Origin of the sequence: Arthrobacter sp. NPDC058192, from assembly GCF_042883665.1 — a bacterium.
Taxonomy (GTDB): Bacteria; Actinomycetota; Actinomycetes; order Actinomycetales; family Micrococcaceae; genus Arthrobacter.
Map to the genome: position 1 here is coordinate 19,150 of NZ_JBHVVJ010000020.1, position 17,093 is coordinate 36,242.

14 protein-coding genes are annotated in these 17,093 nt (G+C 67.8%); 1 reads left to right on the forward strand and 13 read right to left on the reverse strand.

Annotated features, from left to right (window positions below):
• Positions 1–103 precede the first annotated feature (103 nt).
• The 10 genes from ACFVVK_RS18140 to hisI form a co-directional block, all read right to left on the reverse strand.
• On the reverse strand, positions 104–1,561 hold the full coding sequence (locus ACFVVK_RS18140; protein WP_390270098.1) for a glutamate synthase subunit beta: 1,458 nt from the start codon (positions 1,559–1,561) through the stop codon (positions 104–106).
• A complete protein-coding gene (gltB, locus tag ACFVVK_RS18145; protein WP_390270100.1) occupies positions 1,554–6,170 on the reverse strand; it encodes a glutamate synthase large subunit in 4,617 nt (1,538 codons plus the stop codon). Before gltB ends, ACFVVK_RS18140 begins: the two co-directional genes overlap by 8 nt.
• Before the next feature lie 265 nt (positions 6,171–6,435).
• Positions 6,436–7,725 (reverse strand): prolipoprotein diacylglyceryl transferase, encoded by a 1,290-nt coding sequence (lgt, locus tag ACFVVK_RS18150; protein WP_390270103.1) that lies wholly within the window; start codon positions 7,723–7,725, stop codon positions 6,436–6,438.
• A gap of 3 nt (positions 7,726–7,728) precedes the next feature.
• Positions 7,729–8,565 carry a tryptophan synthase subunit alpha gene (gene trpA / locus ACFVVK_RS18155; protein WP_390270106.1) on the reverse strand — a complete coding sequence of 279 codons (837 nt, stop codon included), beginning with the start codon at positions 8,563–8,565 and terminating at the stop codon, positions 7,729–7,731.
• Complete coding sequence (gene trpB / locus ACFVVK_RS18160; RefSeq protein WP_390270109.1) at positions 8,562–9,941, reverse strand: tryptophan synthase subunit beta; 1,380 nt, start codon at positions 9,939–9,941, stop codon at positions 8,562–8,564. Before trpB ends, trpA begins: the two co-directional genes overlap by 4 nt.
• A gap of 124 nt (positions 9,942–10,065) precedes the next feature.
• Positions 10,066–10,884, reverse strand: coding sequence for an indole-3-glycerol phosphate synthase TrpC (gene trpC / locus ACFVVK_RS18165; RefSeq protein WP_390270111.1), 819 nt, complete (start codon positions 10,882–10,884; stop codon positions 10,066–10,068).
• 2 nt (positions 10,885–10,886) lie between these two features.
• The gene (locus ACFVVK_RS18170) at positions 10,887–11,174 is read right to left on the reverse strand and encodes an HGxxPAAW family protein (RefSeq protein ID WP_390270114.1); all 288 of its coding nucleotides are present in this window, start codon (positions 11,172–11,174) and stop codon (positions 10,887–10,889) included.
• Between the two features lie 85 nt (positions 11,175–11,259).
• On the reverse strand, positions 11,260–11,916 hold the full coding sequence (locus tag ACFVVK_RS18175; RefSeq protein ID WP_390270116.1) for a Trp biosynthesis-associated membrane protein: 657 nt from the start codon (positions 11,914–11,916) through the stop codon (positions 11,260–11,262).
• Positions 11,916–13,493: an anthranilate synthase component I gene (locus tag ACFVVK_RS18180; RefSeq protein WP_390270119.1), complete on the reverse strand. Its 1,578-nt coding sequence runs from the start codon at positions 13,491–13,493 to the stop codon at positions 11,916–11,918. The genes ACFVVK_RS18175 and ACFVVK_RS18180 overlap by 1 nt, the downstream gene beginning before the upstream one ends.
• A 166-nt stretch (positions 13,494–13,659) precedes the next feature.
• On the reverse strand, positions 13,660–14,157 hold the full coding sequence (gene hisI, locus ACFVVK_RS18185; RefSeq protein WP_390270122.1) for a phosphoribosyl-AMP cyclohydrolase: 498 nt from the start codon (positions 14,155–14,157) through the stop codon (positions 13,660–13,662).
• A 133-nt stretch (positions 14,158–14,290) separates the two neighbouring features.
• Between hisI and ACFVVK_RS18190 the strand changes: the two genes are divergently transcribed.
• Positions 14,291–14,935, forward strand: a complete 645-nt coding sequence (locus tag ACFVVK_RS18190) for a TIGR03085 family metal-binding protein (RefSeq protein ID WP_390270125.1) — start codon at positions 14,291–14,293, stop codon at positions 14,933–14,935.
• On the opposite strand, the gene hisF is transcribed toward ACFVVK_RS18190, so the two are convergent.
• The 3 genes from hisF to ACFVVK_RS18205 form a co-directional block, all read right to left on the reverse strand.
• Positions 14,932–15,708, reverse strand: a complete 777-nt coding sequence (gene hisF, locus ACFVVK_RS18195) for an imidazole glycerol phosphate synthase subunit HisF (RefSeq protein ID WP_390270128.1) — start codon at positions 15,706–15,708, stop codon at positions 14,932–14,934. The two genes, ACFVVK_RS18190 and hisF, sit on opposite strands and share 4 nt — an antisense overlap.
• A 43-nt stretch (positions 15,709–15,751) precedes the next feature.
• Positions 15,752–16,594 (reverse strand): ATP phosphoribosyltransferase, encoded by an 843-nt coding sequence (hisG, locus tag ACFVVK_RS18200; RefSeq protein ID WP_390270131.1) that lies wholly within the window; start codon positions 16,592–16,594, stop codon positions 15,752–15,754.
• A gap of 101 nt (positions 16,595–16,695) precedes the next feature.
• Positions 16,696–16,959, reverse strand: coding sequence for a phosphoribosyl-ATP diphosphatase (locus ACFVVK_RS18205; protein ID WP_018772463.1), 264 nt, complete (start codon positions 16,957–16,959; stop codon positions 16,696–16,698).
• Between the last annotated feature and the right edge of the window lie 134 nt (positions 16,960–17,093).

Sequence of the window (17,093 nt, forward strand, 5' to 3'; positions counted from 1 at the left end):
GGTCTGTTGCATGGATAAAGCTGAAGCGAATGTGAATCCCGGATATCCCCGAGGACTACGGCGGAAGGACCGCAGGGGGCCCAACCGAAGGCCTGGAGACGGACTAAAGCACAGCCATCGCACGGTCCGTCGGCGCCACCGGTGCCGGCAGGATGGTGCTGCCCATCAGGAACTTGTCCACCGCTGCCGCGCAGGCGCGCCCCTCGGCAATGGCCCAGACGATGAGCGACTGTCCGCGGCCGGCGTCGCCGGCAACGAAGATGCCCTCGGTATTGGTCATGTAATAGCCGTCGCGGGCCACGTTGCCGCGGCCGTCAAAGTCGGCGCTGACCTGCTCGGTGATCCCGGCCGGCTCGGCGCCGGTGAAGCCCAGGGACAGGAGGACCAGGTCTGCCGGGATGATCCGCTCGGTGCCGGCCTTCGGGAGGCGCTTGCCGTCGACGAATTCGGTCTCCGCGACCTTGACGCCGGTGAGCTTGCCGTTTTCCCCGACAAACTCGACGGTGGAGGCGAGGTAGGTGCGTTCGCCGCCTTCCTCGTGGGCGCTGGCGACCTCGAACAGGGTGGGGAACGTCGGCCACGGCTGGTGGCCGGCCCGCTCGACCGGCGGCTGCTTGCCGATGGCCAGTGTGGTCACCGATGCGGCCTGGTGCCGGTGCGCGGTGCCGATGCAGTCCGCGCCGGTATCGCCGCCGCCCAGGATCACCACGTGCTTGCCGGCGGCGTTGATCTGGTTCTCCACGCTCTCCCCCGCCACGGCCCGGTTGGCCGGCACGAGGTAGTCCATGGCGAAGTGGACGCCTTCGAGCTCACGGCCCGGGATCGGCAGGTCACGCGGGACGGTGGCCCCGGTGGCGATCACGACGGCGTCGTACCGGCGGCGCAGCTGCTCCCAGGTGACGTCGGTGCCGACGGCCACGCCGGTGCGGAACCGGGTGCCTTCGGCCTTCATCTGCTCAAGACGGCGGTCCACCTGCTCTTTTTCCATCTTGAAGTCGGGGATGCCGTAGCGCAGGAGGCCGCCGATTTTGTCGTCGCGCTCGTAGACGGCCACGGTGTGTCCGACGCGGGTCAGCTGCTGGGCGACGGCGAGGCCGGCCGGGCCGGAGCCGACGACGGCGACTGTCTTGCCGCTCAGTCGTGCCGGCGGCAGCGGGTTGACCCAGCCGTTTTCGAAGGCCTGGTCGATGATCGACACCTCGACCTGCTTGATGGTCACCGCGGGCTGGTTGATGCCCAGGACGCAGGACGCCTCGCAGGGGGCCGGGCAAAGCCGGCCGGTGAACTCGGGGAAGTTGTTGGTGGCGTGCAACCGCTCCGTGGCTTCCTCGCCCTTGTCCCGCCAGATGAGGTCGTTCCATTCCGGAATCAGGTTGCCCAGCGGACAGCCCTGGTGGCAGAACGGGACGCCGCAGTCCATGCAGCGGCCGGCCTGGCTCTTCAGGACGCCCTTCTCCTGGGCCTCATAGACCTCTTTCCAGTCCATAATGCGGACCGGAACGGGACGGCGCGGCTGGGTTTCACGCTGGCGTACTTTCAGAAATCCGCGTGGATCAGCCACCGGTCACCTCCAGGATTCGAGACCAAACTTCTTCGCCGTCGGGGTCCAGGCCCTCGTCGATGGCGTCAAGGCGGGTTTGCAGGACGGCCGCGTAGTCGCGCGGCAGCACCTTGGTTATGCGGGCTGCGGTGTCGTCGAAGTTCTCCAGGAGCCGGGCCGCGTTCTGCGACTCGGTTTCCTCGACGTGCTTGACGAGCAGCCCATGGACGATGTCGCGGTCCTCGGCGTCCAGCTCGAGCAGTTGCAGCTCGCCGGACTCGAGGGCCTGCTTGTTGACGCGTTCGGTCTGGAGGTCCAGCACGTAGGCCGTTCCTCCGGACATGCCGGCGCCGAAGTTGCGGCCGGTGCGGCCGATGATGAGCGTCTGGCCGCCGGTCATGTACTCGCAGCCGTGGTCACCGATGCCTTCGGCCACCGCGGTGGCGCCGGAGTTGCGGACCAGGAAGCGTTCGCCCACCTGGCCGCGCAGGAACATTTCACCGCTCGTGGCGCCGTAGCCGATCACGTTGCCGGCGATCACGTTGCGTTCGGCCGGGAACACGTTGGTGCGGTCCGGGCGGACGATGATCCGGCCGCCGGAAAGTCCCTTGCCCACGTAGTCGTTCGAGTCGCCGAACAGGCGCAGCGTGATGCCGGCGGGCAGGAACGCCCCGAGCGACTGGCCGGCGGTGCCGTTGAGCGTGATGTCGATGGTGTCCGGGGCCAGCACGTCGGTGCTGAAGGTCTTCGTGACCACGTGGCCGAGCATGGTGCCCACTGAGCGGTCCGTGTTGATGACGTTTACCGAGATCTTTACCGGGGTGCGGTCGGTCAGCGCCTCGGCCGCCATGGTGATCAGGCGCTGGTCAAAGTGCTTGTCCAGCTCGTGGTTCTGCCCGGTCAGGTTGCGCAGCGGGGCGTCGTCGTCGAACTCGAGGCCGTGCAGGATCGGATCCAGGTCCAGCCCTTCGGCCTTCCAGTGGCGGATCGCGTCACGGGAGTCGAGCATTTCAGCGTGGCCGATCGCTTCCTCGATGCTGCGGAAACCCAGCTCCGCGAGGATCTCGCGGACTTCCTCGGCGAGGAATTCGAAGAAGTTCACCACGAATTCGGGCTTGCCATTGAACCTGGAGCGCAGCTCGGGGTTCTGGGTCGCGACGCCCACCGGGCAGGTGTCCAGGTGGCAGACGCGCATCATGATGCAACCGGAAACCACCAGCGGCGCGGTGGCAAAACCGAACTCCTCGCCGCCAAGCAAGGCGGCGATGACGACGTCGCGGCCGGTCTTGAGCTGGCCGTCCACCTGCACAACCACGCGGTCTCGCAGGCCGTTGAGCATGAGTGTCTGCTGCGTCTCGGCCAGACCGAGCTCCCACGGGACACCGGCGTGCTTGAGCGAGTTCAGCGGGGAGGCGCCGGTGCCGCCGTCGTGTCCGGAGACAAGGACGACGTCGGCCTTCGCCTTTGTGACGCCGGACGCCACGGTGCCGATCCCGACCTCGGAGACGAGCTTGACGTGCACGCGGGCCGAGGGGTTGGCGCGCTTCGCGTCGTAGATCAGCTGTGCGAGGTCTTCGATCGAGTAAATGTCGTGGTGCGGGGGCGGGGAGATGAGTCCGACGCCGGGCGTCGAGTGCCGCGTTCGGGCCACCCAGGGGTAGACCTTCTGCGCCATCAGCTGGCCGCCTTCGCCGGGCTTGGCACCCTGCGCCATTTTGATCTGGATGTCGTCGGCGTTGGTCAGGTACAGGCTCGTAACGCCGAACCGGCCGGAGGCGATCTGCTTGACCGCGGAACGGCGGGTGGGGTCGAGCAGGCGGTCCACATCTTCGCCGCCCTCGCCGGTGTTGGACTTGCCGCCCAGCCGGTTCATGGCGATCGCGAGGGTCTCGTGGGCTTCCTGCGAGATGGAGCCGTAACTCATGGCGCCGGTGGAGAAGCGCTTGACGATGCTGGAGACAGGCTCCACTTCCTCAAGCGGCACCGCCGGGCGCAGGCCGTCCTTGAACTTCAGCAGACCGCGCAGGGTCATGAGGTTCTCGGACTGGTCGTCAACGCCGCGGGTGTAGGCCTTGAAGATGTCGTAACGGCGTTCACGCGTGGCGTGCTGCAGCCGGAAGACGGTCTCGGGGTTGAACAGGTGCGGTTCGCCGTCGCGGCGCCACTGGTACTCGCCGCCGCCGAGGAGGGGCTGGTGCGGCAGTTCGATGCCGTTTTCGGGGTAGGCCATCCGGTGCCGGGCCAGGACCTCGGCCGCGATGACGTCCAGGCCGACGCCGCCGAGCTGGGAATGGGTGCCGGAGAAGAATTCGTCCACGAGCTCCTGGCCGAGGCCGAGGGCTTCGAAGGTCTGGGCGCCCGTGTACGAGGCCACGGTGGAGATGCCCATCTTGGACATGATCTTCAGGACACCCTTGCCCAGGCCCTTGATCAGGTTGTAGACGCCGTCCTCGGGGCTGACCCCTACGACGTCGCCGCTGCTGATGAGCTGCTCCACGGATTCCATGGCCAGGTACGGGTTCACGGCGGAGGCGCCGTAACCGATCAGCACGGCCACGTGGTGCGTCTCGCGGACATCTCCGGCCTCGACCAGGAGGGCCGTCTTGGTGCGGTTGGCACTGCGCAGCAGGTGGTGGTGCACGGCGCTGACAAGAAGCAGCGACGGGATCGGAGCCCACTGGGCGTTGGAGTCGCGGTCCGAGAGGACGACGTACTGGACGCCGCGGTTGATGGCTCCGGAAACCTGCTCGCAGATTTCCGTGAGCCGGGCACGGAGCGCGTGCTCGCCACCCTCGGGGCGGTAGAGGCCGCGGACCTTCATGGCGACCTTGTCGCCGTCGGCGTTCTCGATATTCGCGATCTTGGCCAGCTGGTCGTTGTTGATCACGGGGAACGGCAAGGACACCTGGGGCTGGCGGACGCGGTTGACGTCCAACAGGTTGCCGTTGGGGCCGATGGCGCCCTTGAGCGAGGTGACCAGCTCTTCGCGGATGGCGTCCAGCGGCGGGTTGGTGACCTGCGCGAAGGACTGCACGAAGTAGTCGAAGAGCAGCCGCGGGCGCTTGGACAGGACCGCAACCGGCGTGTCGGAGCCCATGGCACCGAGGGGCTCGGCGCCGGTCCGGGCCATCGGGCCCAGCAGGATCTTCAGTTCCTCGGTGGTGTAACCAAAGGTGCGCTGGCGGATGTTGACCGACGCGGCGGTGTGGACGACGTGCTCGCGTTCGGGCAGGTCGTTGAGGTCGATCAGGTTGTCCTTGACCCATTCGGCCCAAGGGTTCGCGGCGGCGACCTCGGCCTTGACCTCGGCGTCGTCGATGATCCGCCCCGCCTCGGTGTCCACCAGGAACATCTTGCCCGGCGAGACGCGGCCCTTCTTGACCACCTTGGAGGCCTCGACATCAATCACGCCGACCTCGGAGGCGAAGACGATGAGGCCGTCCTCCGTGATCCAGTACCGGCCCGGACGCAGGCCGTTGCGGTCCAGCGTGGCGCCGACCAGGTTGCCGTCGGTGAAGGATACGGCCGCGGGGCCGTCCCACGGCTCCATGAGCATCGAGTGGTACTCGTAGAAGGCACGGCGGGCCGGATCCATGGTGGCGTGGTTTTCCCACGCCTCCGGGATCATCATCATGATCGAGTGCGTGATGGGCCGGCCGGAGAGCCAGAGCAGTTCGGCGACTTCGTCAAACGAGGCCGAGTCGGAGGCGCCCGGGGTGCAGATGGGGTACAGCTCCTCCGGCGAGTCCCCCAGCAGCGGGCTGGCGAGCTGCGACTGCCGTGCGCGCATCCAGTTGCGGTTGCCCTTGACCGTGTTGATCTCGCCGTTGTGCGCGATGGTGCGGAACGGCTGGGCCAGGGGCCAGGACGGGAACGTGTTGGTGGAGAAGCGCGAGTGCACGATTGCGAGCTTGGTCTTGAAGCGCTTGTCCGAAAGGTCCGGATAGAACGGTTCCAGCTGCGCGGTGGTAAGCATGCCCTTGTAGACGATGGTCCGGGAGGACAACGACGGGAAGTACACACCGAACTTGTTCTGGGCGCGCTTGCGGATCCGCCAGGCACGGGAATCAAGCTCGTTGCGCTCGAGGGTTTCCCCGGTGCTGGAGGCGAAGAACGGCTGCGAGAAGTGCGGCATGCAGGCCCGGGCCATGGCCCCCACCAGGTCCGCGACGATCGGCACTTCACGCCAGCCAAGGACCGTGAGGCCCTCGTCGGCGGCGAGGCCCTCGATGCCGGCCCGCGCGGCGTCGGCTTCGCGCTGCTCGGCCGGCAGGAACGCCGTTCCGACGACGTACTGGCCCGGGGCGGGAAGTTCGAAGTCGGTGACCGCGCGGAAGAATTCGTCCGGGACCTGCATGAGGAGGCCGGCGCCGTCGCCGGTGCCTTCGTCGGCGCCCACGGCGCCGCGGTGCTCGAGGTTGCGCAGGGCGGTCAGGGCCGCGTCAACGATGTCGTAGCCCGGCTCGCCGCGGAGCGTGGCGATGATGGCCAGGCCGCAGGCGTCCTTCTCATTTTCCGGGTTGTAGAGTCCGGCCGCGGCCGGCATCGCCGCAAAGCGGGTGAAGGGCGACGTGACGGCCGGCGGCTGGTCCGGTTCGGACCAACTGGGGCTGTGTAGAGTTTGGGTCATGGGAGACGTCCTTCCTCCTGATCGTGCGTATGGGAGGGACAACATTGGCCCCACTCGGCACGCCGGTGTGAGCGGCACAACAGAGTGTTTTTCTAACTGGAATTGTAGGCCAGCCCGGCCTCCCGTACTAACAGTTACGCAGGCGCTGGCCCGGGCTTGCGCGGACAGCTGCTATCTGCTGTCCGCATCAATCCCTCTTGCCACGACGTTGTGGTGACGGGCCCTGCGAGCGGTAGCTCCGCAACCCGGATTGCCGGCGCTGGGGCTACTTGCCGCCCTCAGCCTCGGACGCGGTTCCAGGGGTCTGGCGGCCGGAGATTCCGACTGCCGAAGCTCCGGCGGCGGGCTTGGTGCCGCCGTCTGGGTCCTTCTCCGCGGCTGCGTCCGCTGCTGCGGGCACGGCTGCGGGACCTGATCCGCTTTGGTTCCCCGGAAGATTATCACGGGATTCACTATCTGAGACAGACGAGTCCGAATGGCGGATAGTTGTCGCGCCCTCGGCGGCCTCGGCCTGGTCGGCGGCGGCATTCGCACGGTCGGCACCGGCGTTACTTTCAGCACGGTCGGCGTCGTTCGCGTTATCTTCAGCACGGTCGGGCCCGCCGGCGGAAAGCGCCTCGCCTTCGGCAGTTGTCACTGCCGCCTCCCCTGCCGGTCCACGGCCGGGGAGGAACGGGGTGTCCGGTTCCGAGGGCTTGCGCAGCCCGAGGAGGACGAAGGCGATCACCGCACCGGCCAGGACGAAGATGCTGGTCCAGACGTTGAGCCTGGTGGTGATCCCGAAGAGGCTGATCTGCTCGGCGTCGTCGATCCGCATGGCTTCGATCCAGACGCGGCCCAGCGTGTAGTAGATGGCGTAGAGGCAGAAGAGGCGGCCGCGGCGGAAGCTGAACTTGCGGTCCAGAGCCAGCAGGATGAAGACGCCGGCAAGGTTCCACAAGGACTCGTAGAGGAACGTCGGGTGGAACAGTGTGTCGGCGGGCATGCCGGCCGGGAAGTTGGGGTTGTTCGGGTCGATCTGCAGGCCCCACGGCAGCGTGGTGGGGCCGCCGAAGAGCTCCTGGTTGAAGTAGTTCCCCCACCGGCCGATGGCCTGGGCCAGCAGCAGGCCGGGAGCAGCCGCGTCCAGGAAGGCGCTCAGCTTCACGCCGGCACGCCGGCATCCGATCCAGGCACCGAGTGCTCCGAGCACCACGGCGCCCCAGATCCCCAGGCCGCCGCGCTGGATCTGCGGAATCAGGGACAGGTCACCGGTACCGTCGAAGCCGGGGCCGAAGTAGGCGTCTGGCGAGGAGAACACGTGGTACAGCCGTCCGCCGATGATGCCGAACGGGATGGCCCAGATGGCGATGTCCCAGACGCTTCCCTCAGGGGCGCCGCGCCGCGCCCAGCGGACGGAGGTGAGCCAGAGTCCGGCAATGATGCCGGCCAGGATGCACAGGGCGTAGGCGTGGATGCGCAGCGACCCCCACGGCAGCGGGATGTCGAAACCGGACCAGCTGGGGCTCGGAATGCTCGCGGGAATCATCGCCGCCGCGTGGAGGACTGACTGCATTGCTTACGCTTCTTCCCTGGTGAGGCCGGTGCTGAGGTCTTTCGTCAAGGAGGCTACCGCATCCACGCCGCCGTCCCGGATGGCCGCGACGAGGGCGGTACCGACAATCACGCCGTCGGCGTACTCGGCGATCTCGCGGACGTGGCCGGCGTTGGAGACGCCGAGGCCCACGCAGACGCGCTCGGCGCCCGCGGCGTGCGCGGCGGCTACGACGTCCTTGGCGGCGGAGCTGACCGAGGCCCGCGCGCCGGTGACGCCCATGATGGAGACGGCGTACACGAAGCCGCGGCTCGCATCCACTGTGCGCTTCATGCGTTCGGGCGAGGACGAAGGTGCCACCAGGAACACCCGGTCCAGGCTGTACTTGTCGGAGGCGGCCATCCATTCGGCAGCTTCATCCGGGATCAGGTCGGGCGTGATCAGCCCGGCTCCCCCGGCCTCGGCCAGGCGGCGGGAGAACTCGTCCACGCCCATCCGGACCACGGGGTTCCAGTAAGTCATGACCAGCACGGCGGCGTCGGTCTTGCTGGTGATGCCGCGGACGACGTCGAAGACCTCCCGAACGCGGAAGCCCTTCGCGAGGGCTTCGGTGGTGGCCGCCTGGATAACCTGGCCGTCCATGACCGGGTCCGAGTACGGGATGCCGATCTCGATGAGGTCGGCGCCGTTCTCGGCCAGGGCGATGCCGGCGGCGATGGTGTCTGCGACGCTCGGGTAGCCGGCCGGCAGGTAGCCGATCAGGGCTGCCCGGCCCTGGGCGCGGGCGCGGTCAATGGCCGCCGCCGACTTGCTGGTGGGCTGCGCGGCGCCCTGGTTGGCGCTTTCCTGGCTGGTGCTCACAGCTGTTCCCCCTCTTTGCCGATTTCGGCCTCCGGTGAATCCTTTTGCAGCAGGTCGAACCATTCGGCGGCCGTGGCCACGTCCTTGTCGCCGCGGCCGGAGAGGTTCACGATCACGATCTTCTCTGACGCGTTGCCAGCGTCCCCTGTGCTTGTTGCGCCTCCGGCGCCTTCCGCGGCGAGCCGCTGGCCGACCTTGATGGCTCCGGCGAGGGCGTGCGCGGACTCGATGGCGGGGATGATGCCCTCGGTGCGGCAGAGGAGGCGGAAGGCCTCCATGGCTTCACTGTCCGTGATGGGCTCGTAGCTGACCCTGCCGATGTCCGCAAGGTACGAGTGCTCGGGGCCCACGCCGGGGTAGTCCAGGCCCGCCGAGATCGAGTGGGACTCGATGGTCTGGCCGTCGTCGTCCTGCATGAGGTAGGAGCGCGCGCCGTGCAGCACGCCGGGCTTGCCGAGCGTGATGGTGGCCGCGTGGCGTCCGGTTTCCACGCCGTCGCCGCCGGCTTCGAAGCCGTAGATTCGGACCGAGGGGTCATCGAGGAACCCGTGGAAGATGCCGATCGCATTGGAGCCGCCGCCGATGCAGGCGCAGACGGCGTCCGGGAGCCGGCCGGTCTGGTCCAGGATCTGCGCCCGGGCTTCCTCACCGATCACTTCATGGAAGTAGCGGACCATGGCCGGGAACGGGTGCGCCCCGGCGGCGGTGCCCAGCAGGTAGTGCGTGTTGCCCACGTTCGCGACCCAGTCGCGCAGGGCCTCGTTGATGGCGTCCTTGAGTGTCTGGGAGCCGTTGGTCACCGGGATGACGGTGGCGCCGAGGAGCTCCATCCGGGCCACGTTGAGGGCCTGGCGGCGGCAGTCCTCCGCGCCCATATAGACGACGCATTCCAGGCCGAGCAGCGCCGCGGCCGTGGCGCTGGCAACCCCGTGCTGGCCGGCGCCGGTTTCGGCGATGACGCGGGTCTTGCCCATCCGCTTGGCTAGCAGCGCCTGGCCCAGGACGTTGTTGATCTTGTGCGAGCCGGTGTGGTTGAGGTCTTCGCGCTTGAGGAAGACCCGTACGCCGCCGGCGTGCTCGGCGAAGCGCTTCGCCTCGGTCAGCAGCGAGGGCCGGCCGGAGTAGTTCTTGTTCAGATCCGCGATCTGGGCGGTGAATTCAGGATCGGCCTTGGCCTTCTCGAAGGTGTCCTCAAGCTCGTCCAGGGCCGCGATGAGCGACTCCGGCATCCACCGGCCGCCGTAGTTCCCGAAGTAGGGTCCCGGGGCGTGCCGCAGGGAGGGACCGCCCTGCGTGGGATGTTCCTGCGGGCGGCCGCCCTGCAGGAACGCGTCCACGGCGCTTTCGTCTGAGCCGGCTGCTGGCGCATCGACCATCAGTCTCACCATCCTGTTCCACTGCTAGCTTTGGGGATCTGCACACGAGATCCGCTCATTGTCCGGGCGTCTGCGGGCCCGGTGCCGCTCGCGGCCCGGACGCAAACGCCAGGACCGCCCTGTCTCAGGCGCGCCGGGCGATCGCCGTTGCGCCGGCGGCCATGAATTCGGCGATCCGCTCGCGGGGCGTCGCATCACTGACCAGGGCCTCGCCGACCAGGACGGCGTTGGCTCCGCCGGCGGCGTAGTGCCTGACGTCCTCGACATCGCGCACGCCGGATTCTGCGATCATGAGCGCACCGGCGGGAATGCCTCCGGCGAGCTCCGCGAAGACGGAACGGTCGACGTCGAGCGTCTTGAGGTTGCGCACGTTAACGCCAATGATCCGCGCTTCGGCGGCCACGGCGCGCTCTATTTCCTCGGCAGTGTGCGTCTCAACGAGCACGTTCATGCCGAGTTCACGGCTCAGGGCGGTAAATTCGCGCAGCTGGGCATCGGAGAGCGAGGCCACGATCAGCAGGATCAAGTCAGCGCCGTGCGCCCGGGCTTCCCAGATCTGGTACTCGTCAATCATGAAGTCCTTGCGCAACAGCGGAATCTCCACCGCGGCACGGACGGCGTCCAGATCGGCCAGCGAGCCGCCGAAGCGGCGCTCCTCGGTGAGGACACTGATCACGGCGGCCCCGCCGCCGGCGTACTGCGCAGCGAGCGACGCCGGATCGGCAATCTCCGCTAGCCGGCCCTTGGACGGGCTGCGGCGCTTGACCTCGGCAATGACCTTGAGCTCGTCCCGGGGATCGGAGTTCCCGCCCAGCGCGGCCCAGGCATCGCGGGCGGGCGCCGCAGCGGCGGCGCGTTCCCTCAATTCCGCGAGCGGAACGAGACGCTGGCGCGCCTCCATATCCTCCCGGACACCGGCATTGATGTCGTCGAGAACGCTCACGCTCAGTGGCCGGTGTTCTTCAGCTTGCTGCCGCCGACGCCGTAACCGGCCTTGCGCATGATCCAGCCGGCCAGCAGGCCGAGCACCATGATGACGGCGCCCACGATGAAGATGGGGGTGTTGGCGATGACGAACGCGATGGACGCAATGAGGGCGCCGACCAGCATCACGATCACGCAGGTCCACGCGGCCGGGCTGTTGCCGTGACCGGGCGCCTCGCTGTGGTCGACGTCGTCGTAGACGCCCTTCGGCGCGGCAGACGTGGATGCGGAAACAGTGGCTTTGCTCATTGAAATCTCCTCAGGATGAATACTGCTTACATTCTGCCATTTTTTGGCGGTGTTATTGTCCGCGTTGCGTGCCGCGCCCGTCGGCTCACGTGGGGTCGTCACCCCGGGACAGCCGGTCCCAGCTCTCAATCTCGTCCGCGGGCGCGGCATGCGCGGCCGTCCCGCCGGCGGCGGCTCCGGCTGTGGGTCCGGCGGCGGCCGCGTCATATTTGGTGCGGGTCTTCCAGTAACGTCCGGCCGGCACGATCAGCAGGGCGCTGATCCCCAAGAGGGAGCCGGCGACGACGGCGAGGACCGGGAACACTGTCACGTCCACTTGGACGCGGCTTCCACTGATTCCGGTGGCGGCCGCGATCGATCCCTGCGCCGCGGACAGCGGGTCCGCCAGCACCACGGCTGCGGCGCCGACGATGCCCGCAGCTGCGAGGAGGATGATCGCCGTGATGAGCCAGCGGGCCACGCGCCCGGCTATGGACGCCGCCAAACCGCCGGCCAAGGCCACAAGGGCCAGGGCGGTGACAGTGGTCGCGGCCTTGCTGCCCGGAACCTGCAGGCCGTCCTGGCTGGCCGCGGCCGCGCCCAGCTGCGCGGGGTCCAGGTGCACGATCAACCAGGTCTGGGTGGTGGTGCCGAATGCGGCGAGGGCCAGGACGGCGATCACCAGGACAAGGGTGGATTTGCGGGCCCAGCCGGGGACGGCGGGCCGGGTGGTGGACTTGACTGCAGCTTCCCGCTCCCCCATCAGTTGTCCTCCCCGGCGTGGGGGGCCAAGTCGGTGACTGCGTCAGCCGCGATGTTGTGCAGCGAGCCGGCGGTGTGGACGGCCCGCAGCGGGGCGGCGGCCTTGTTCACCGTCTCCTGGGCCTCGGCCGGGTTCACCGAATCGGCCACGATGCCGCCGCCGGCCTGGACGTAGGCGCGGCCTTCGCGGAGCAGGGCTGAACGGATCGCGATCGCCATGTCCATGTCGCCGGCGAAGTCCAGATACCCCACCACGCCGCCGTAAATGCCGCGCCGGTGCGGTTCAAGCTCGTCCAGCAGGCGCAGGGCCCGCGGCTTCGGGGCGCCGGAAAGCGTGCCCGCTGGGAAGGTGGCTTTGAGGACGTCGTAGGCCTTGGCAACCGGGGAGAGTGTGCCGACCACGGTGGATACGAGGTGCATGATGTGGCTGAAGCGTTCGACTTCCATGAACTGCGTGACGTCGACCGAGCCCGCGACGCAGACCTTGGAGAGGTCGTTGCGGGACAGGTCGACCAGCATCAGGTGTTCGGCGCGTTCTTTCTGGTCCGCGAGCAGTTCCTCGGCCAAAGCCTTGTCCGCCTCGACCGTCTTGCCGCGCGGGCGTGACCCGGCGATGGGGTGCGTGATGACTTCGTCGCCGGTGACGGTGACCAGGGCTTCCGGTGAGGAACCGACGATCGTGTACTCCCGGCCTGCGGCGTCCTCGAAGCTGAACAGGTACATGTAGGGGCTGGGGTTGGTGTTGCGCAGGACCCGGTAGACATCCAGGGGGTCCGCTCCGCACTCCATTTCGAAGCGGCGGGAGATCACCACCTGAAAGACCTCGCCGTCCACAATCGCCTCCTTGCCGCGGTCCAGGGCGGCGAGGTACTCGGACTCGTCCCAGCGTTCCTGCACGCTTGACGCGAAATCCAGGGCGGCGGTTTCCAACACGGAAACGGGCTGCTCCACGGGCCTGCTGATCTTTTCCAGCAAGGCCTTCACGCGGGCGACCGCGTCATGCCAAGCCTCGTCGACGCGCTCGGAGCTGTTGTCGAAGTTAATCGCGTTGGCGATCAGCAGGACGGTGCCGTCCATGTTGTCGTGCACCGCCATGTCCGTGACGAGGTTGAGGGCCATCTCCGGAAGCTCGAGGTCGTCCTCCGGCGGGCTGGTGAGTTTTTCCCAGTGCCGCACGGTTTCCCAGCCGAGGAAGCCCACCAGGCCGGAGGTGAACGGCGGCAGCCCCTCGAAACGGTTGGTGCGCAGTGCCGCGACGCTGTCACGGATGGCATCAACGGGGTTGCCGTCAAGCGGCACACCGACGGGCGGTTCCCCCAGCCAGTGCGCCTGCCCGTCCTTCGTGGTCAGCGTGGCGCGGGAGCGCGATCCGATGAACGAGTAGCGGGACCAGGATCCGCCCACCGCCGCCGATTCCATCAGGAACGTGCCAGGCTGCCCCTGGGCAAGCTTGCGGTAGAGCCCGATCGGAGTTTCGGCGTCGGCCAGCACCTTGAGCCGGACCGGGATGACGCGGCTGTGGCCTGCGAGTTCACGGAACTCTTCGAGGCCAGGGCTGATGATTCCTAGGTCCTGCATGGCTTTGCTTTCCGCCTGTTCTTTAGTGGGGCCCTCAGCGGATCCGGTCGTGGGATCCTGCGGGCGGTCCGGTTCGTGAAGTTTGGGAGCCCGGAGGAGCTCCGCCGGTTGCGCGGCCGGGTTCCTTTGCCGGATTTCCTTAGCCAGGTTTCCTTTGCGCGGGCGCTTAGCCTCCGTGGCCGACGACGGCGTCAAGCTCGCGGCCGTCGAAGCAGGTCCGGGTTCCCGTGTGGCAGGCCGCGCCGACCTGGTCGACCCGGACCAGCAAGGCATCGCCGTCGCAGTCCATGGCCAGCGACTTGACCCACTGCACATGCCCGGACGTGTCCCCCTTGCGCCAGTACTCCTGGCGGGACCGCGAGTAAAACGTCACGCGCCCGCTCGTCATAGTGCGGTGCAGCGCCTCATCGTCCATCCAGCCGAGCATCAGGACCTCGTGGGTGTCGAACTGCTGGACGATGGCGGCCACCAGACCCGCGCTGTCGCGCTTGAGCGCCTCCGCCAGCCCGGCGGGGAGCGGGCTCGACGACGAATCCGAATGCGGCGGCGTCGAGAGCTCCGTCGCCGCGTCTGCCGCGGCACTGGTTGGTGCGGCGGCCGGGGCGGCGCTGGCGGGAACGGTGCCGGAAAGGACTGTGGTGGCGGGGGCGGGCTGCTCAGACATCAGATCAAGTCTAGTGCCTCCGGGCAGGCGGCCAGCCTCGTAGCTTTCCTGTTTGCTTAACACTGGCCCGCGGGCGGTTTCGGCGGCGGTTCCAGTGCCCACGCGCGGCCGTCTCGTGCTAGTTTCACAAGTGATGCATTTCGTCGAACCGTCCCGAGAAGTCCTGGCCGAGACCCTGCTTGCCGCCGGCCCTGATGCCACCACGCTCTGCGCAGGTTGGCGTACCCGTGATCTTGCCGCGCACTTGTACCTGCGCGAGCGCAAAGTCGCCGTCGGACTCGGCCTGATCATCAAACGCTTCTCCAAGGCCTCGGACCAGGCAACGGCCGAACTGGCCGGCAAGCTGACGACGCCCGAGGACTACGCCGCCCTGGTCAACACCTTCCGCTCCGGTCCCCCTGCCCTGTCCCCGCTGCGGATCAAAGCGCTGGACGAGAGCTCCAACCTGATCGAATATTTCGTCCACACCGAGGACGTGCGCCGGGCCGTTGACCGCTGGGCCCCCCGCGCCCTGGACGAAGCCTACTCGGACGCCCTGTGGGACGAACTCGTCAAGCGGGCGGCCATCCTGTACCGCGGCGTGGACCTGGGCATTGTGCTGGTCAGCCCGTCGGGCCCGCGGCATGTCGCCAAGCGCGCCCCCGTATCGGTTGCCATCATCGGCGAGCCGGGGGAACTTCTCATGCACGCCCACGGCCGCACCCGCCACGCCCTCGTGACCTTCGAAGGCCAGCCGGACGCCGTCGCGCTCCTGCAGTCCGCTGAAGTCGGCCTCTAGCGGACCTCGAAGCCGGCCTGCCGGATCGCGGTCTTGACCTGGGCAATCATGTCGAGCGGTCCGAAGTGGAAGACCGATGCCGCGAGGACGGCGTCCGCGCCCGCCGCCACTGCGGGCGGGAAGTGCTCGGGCTTGCCGGCGCCGCCGGAGGCGATGATCGGAACCTTGACGCCTGCCCGCGCGAGCCGGATCAGTTCGAGGTCAAAGCCGTCCTTGGTGCCGTCGGCGTCGATCGAATTGAGCAGGATTTCGCCCACGCCGCGGTCGGCCGCCTCCCGGGCCCATTCAATGGCGTCGATCCCGGTCCCCTGCCGGCCGCCGTGTGTGGTGACTTCGAAGCCAGACGGTGTGGGCGCCGAACCCGGGCGGGTGCGGCGTGCGTCGACGGAGAGCACCAGGACTTGGGAGCCGAAATGCCGGGTGATCTCATCGATCACGTCCGGCCGGGTCACGGCCGCGGTGTTGATGGCCGCCTTGTCCGCGCCGCAGCGCAGGAGCCTGTCCACCTCGGCGACGCCGCGGACACCGCCGCCGACCGTCAGCGGAATGAAGACTTCCTCGGCGGTGCGGCGGACGACGTCGAAGGTGGTTTCCCGGTTGCCGGAAGACGCGGTGACGTCCAGGAAGGTCAGTTCGTCGGCGCCACTGTTGTCGTAGCGGTGCGCCAGTTCCACCGGGTCCCCCGCGTCGCGGAGCCCTTCAAAGTTGATGCCCTTGACCACGCGGCCGGCGTCGACATCGAGGCACGGGATGACGCGCACGGCGACAGTCATGACTTCTCCTTGTTCGTGCTGGAAGGCCTAGGCAGACGGGCGCTCAAATGCGGCAGGCGTGGATGCTGCTGACCAGGATGGCGCGGGCGCCGAGGTCGTAGAGCTCGTCCATGATCCGATTGGTCTGGCGTTTGGGCACCATCGATCGGACGGCCACCCAGTCCGAGTCGCGCAGCGGCGAAACGGTCGGCGATTCCAGGCCGGGGGTGAGCCCGGCGGCCTGCTCCACGAGCTCCTTGCGGATGTCGTAGTCCATCATGACGTACTGCCGGGCCACCAGGACGCCCTGGAGCCGGCGGATGAGGACTTCGGCGGCCGGGTTCTGCTCGCCCTTGCGGCCAATCAGCACCGACTCGGAATTCAGGATCGGCTCGCCGAAGATCTCCATGCCGGCGGCCTTGAGCGTGGTGCCGGTCTCGACGACGTCGGCAATCGCGTCCGCGACGCCCAGCCGGACGGAGGATTCGACGGCGCCATCGAGGCGGACCACCTTGGCCTTGATGCCGCGCTCGGCCAGGTAGCCGCGCAGCAGCCCGTCGTAACTCGTGGCCAGGCGCTTGCCCTCGAGCTGGGCGATGTCGGTGAAATCGCCAACCGGGCCGGCGAAGCGGAAGGTGGAAGCGGCGAAGCCCAGCGGCAGCAGTTCCTCGGCCTCGACCTCTGCGTCAAGCAGGAGGTCACGGCCGGTGATGCCGACGTCGAGTGTCCCCTGGCCCACATACACGGCAATGTCGCGCGGGCGCAGGAAGAAGAACTCAATGTCGTTGTCCGGGTCCACCATGACAAGCTCGCGGGTATCGCGGCGCTGACGGTAGCCGGCCTCGGCAAGCATGGCCGAGGCGGCTTCTGACAGGGATCCCTTGTTCGGGACAGCAACTCTAAGCATGGGGTATGTCTCTCTTGGGTGTGGAAGCATCTGCTGGGGCACGTCGGCCACGCAATGCACGGGTCAGCCGGGTGGTCCGGCGCCGTTCCGTGCCGGCGCGGCTAGAGATGCTTGTAGACGTCTTCCAGGGTGAGTCCTTTGGCGAGCATCAGAACCTGCAGGTGGTACAGCAGCTGGGAAATTTCTTCAGCGGCGGCTTCATCGGATTCATACTCGGCAGCCATCCATACCTCGGCTGCTTCCTCCACGACCTTCTTGCCAATGCCGTGGACTCCGGAATCCAGTTCGGCGACGGTGCGGGAGCCTTCCGGACGGACGGCTGCCTTTTCACTCAGTTCTGCGAACAGCGACTCGAAATTCTTCACGCCCCAAGCCTACTTGCTCCCGGCGCGGGAACCCCTGCCGGGCCGCTGCATGACGACGGCAGTGTGAGGCAATACACAGCGGGGCTGCCGGCACGCGGCCGGCAGCCCCAGCTTCTGCTGCATTTGTTCGGGCT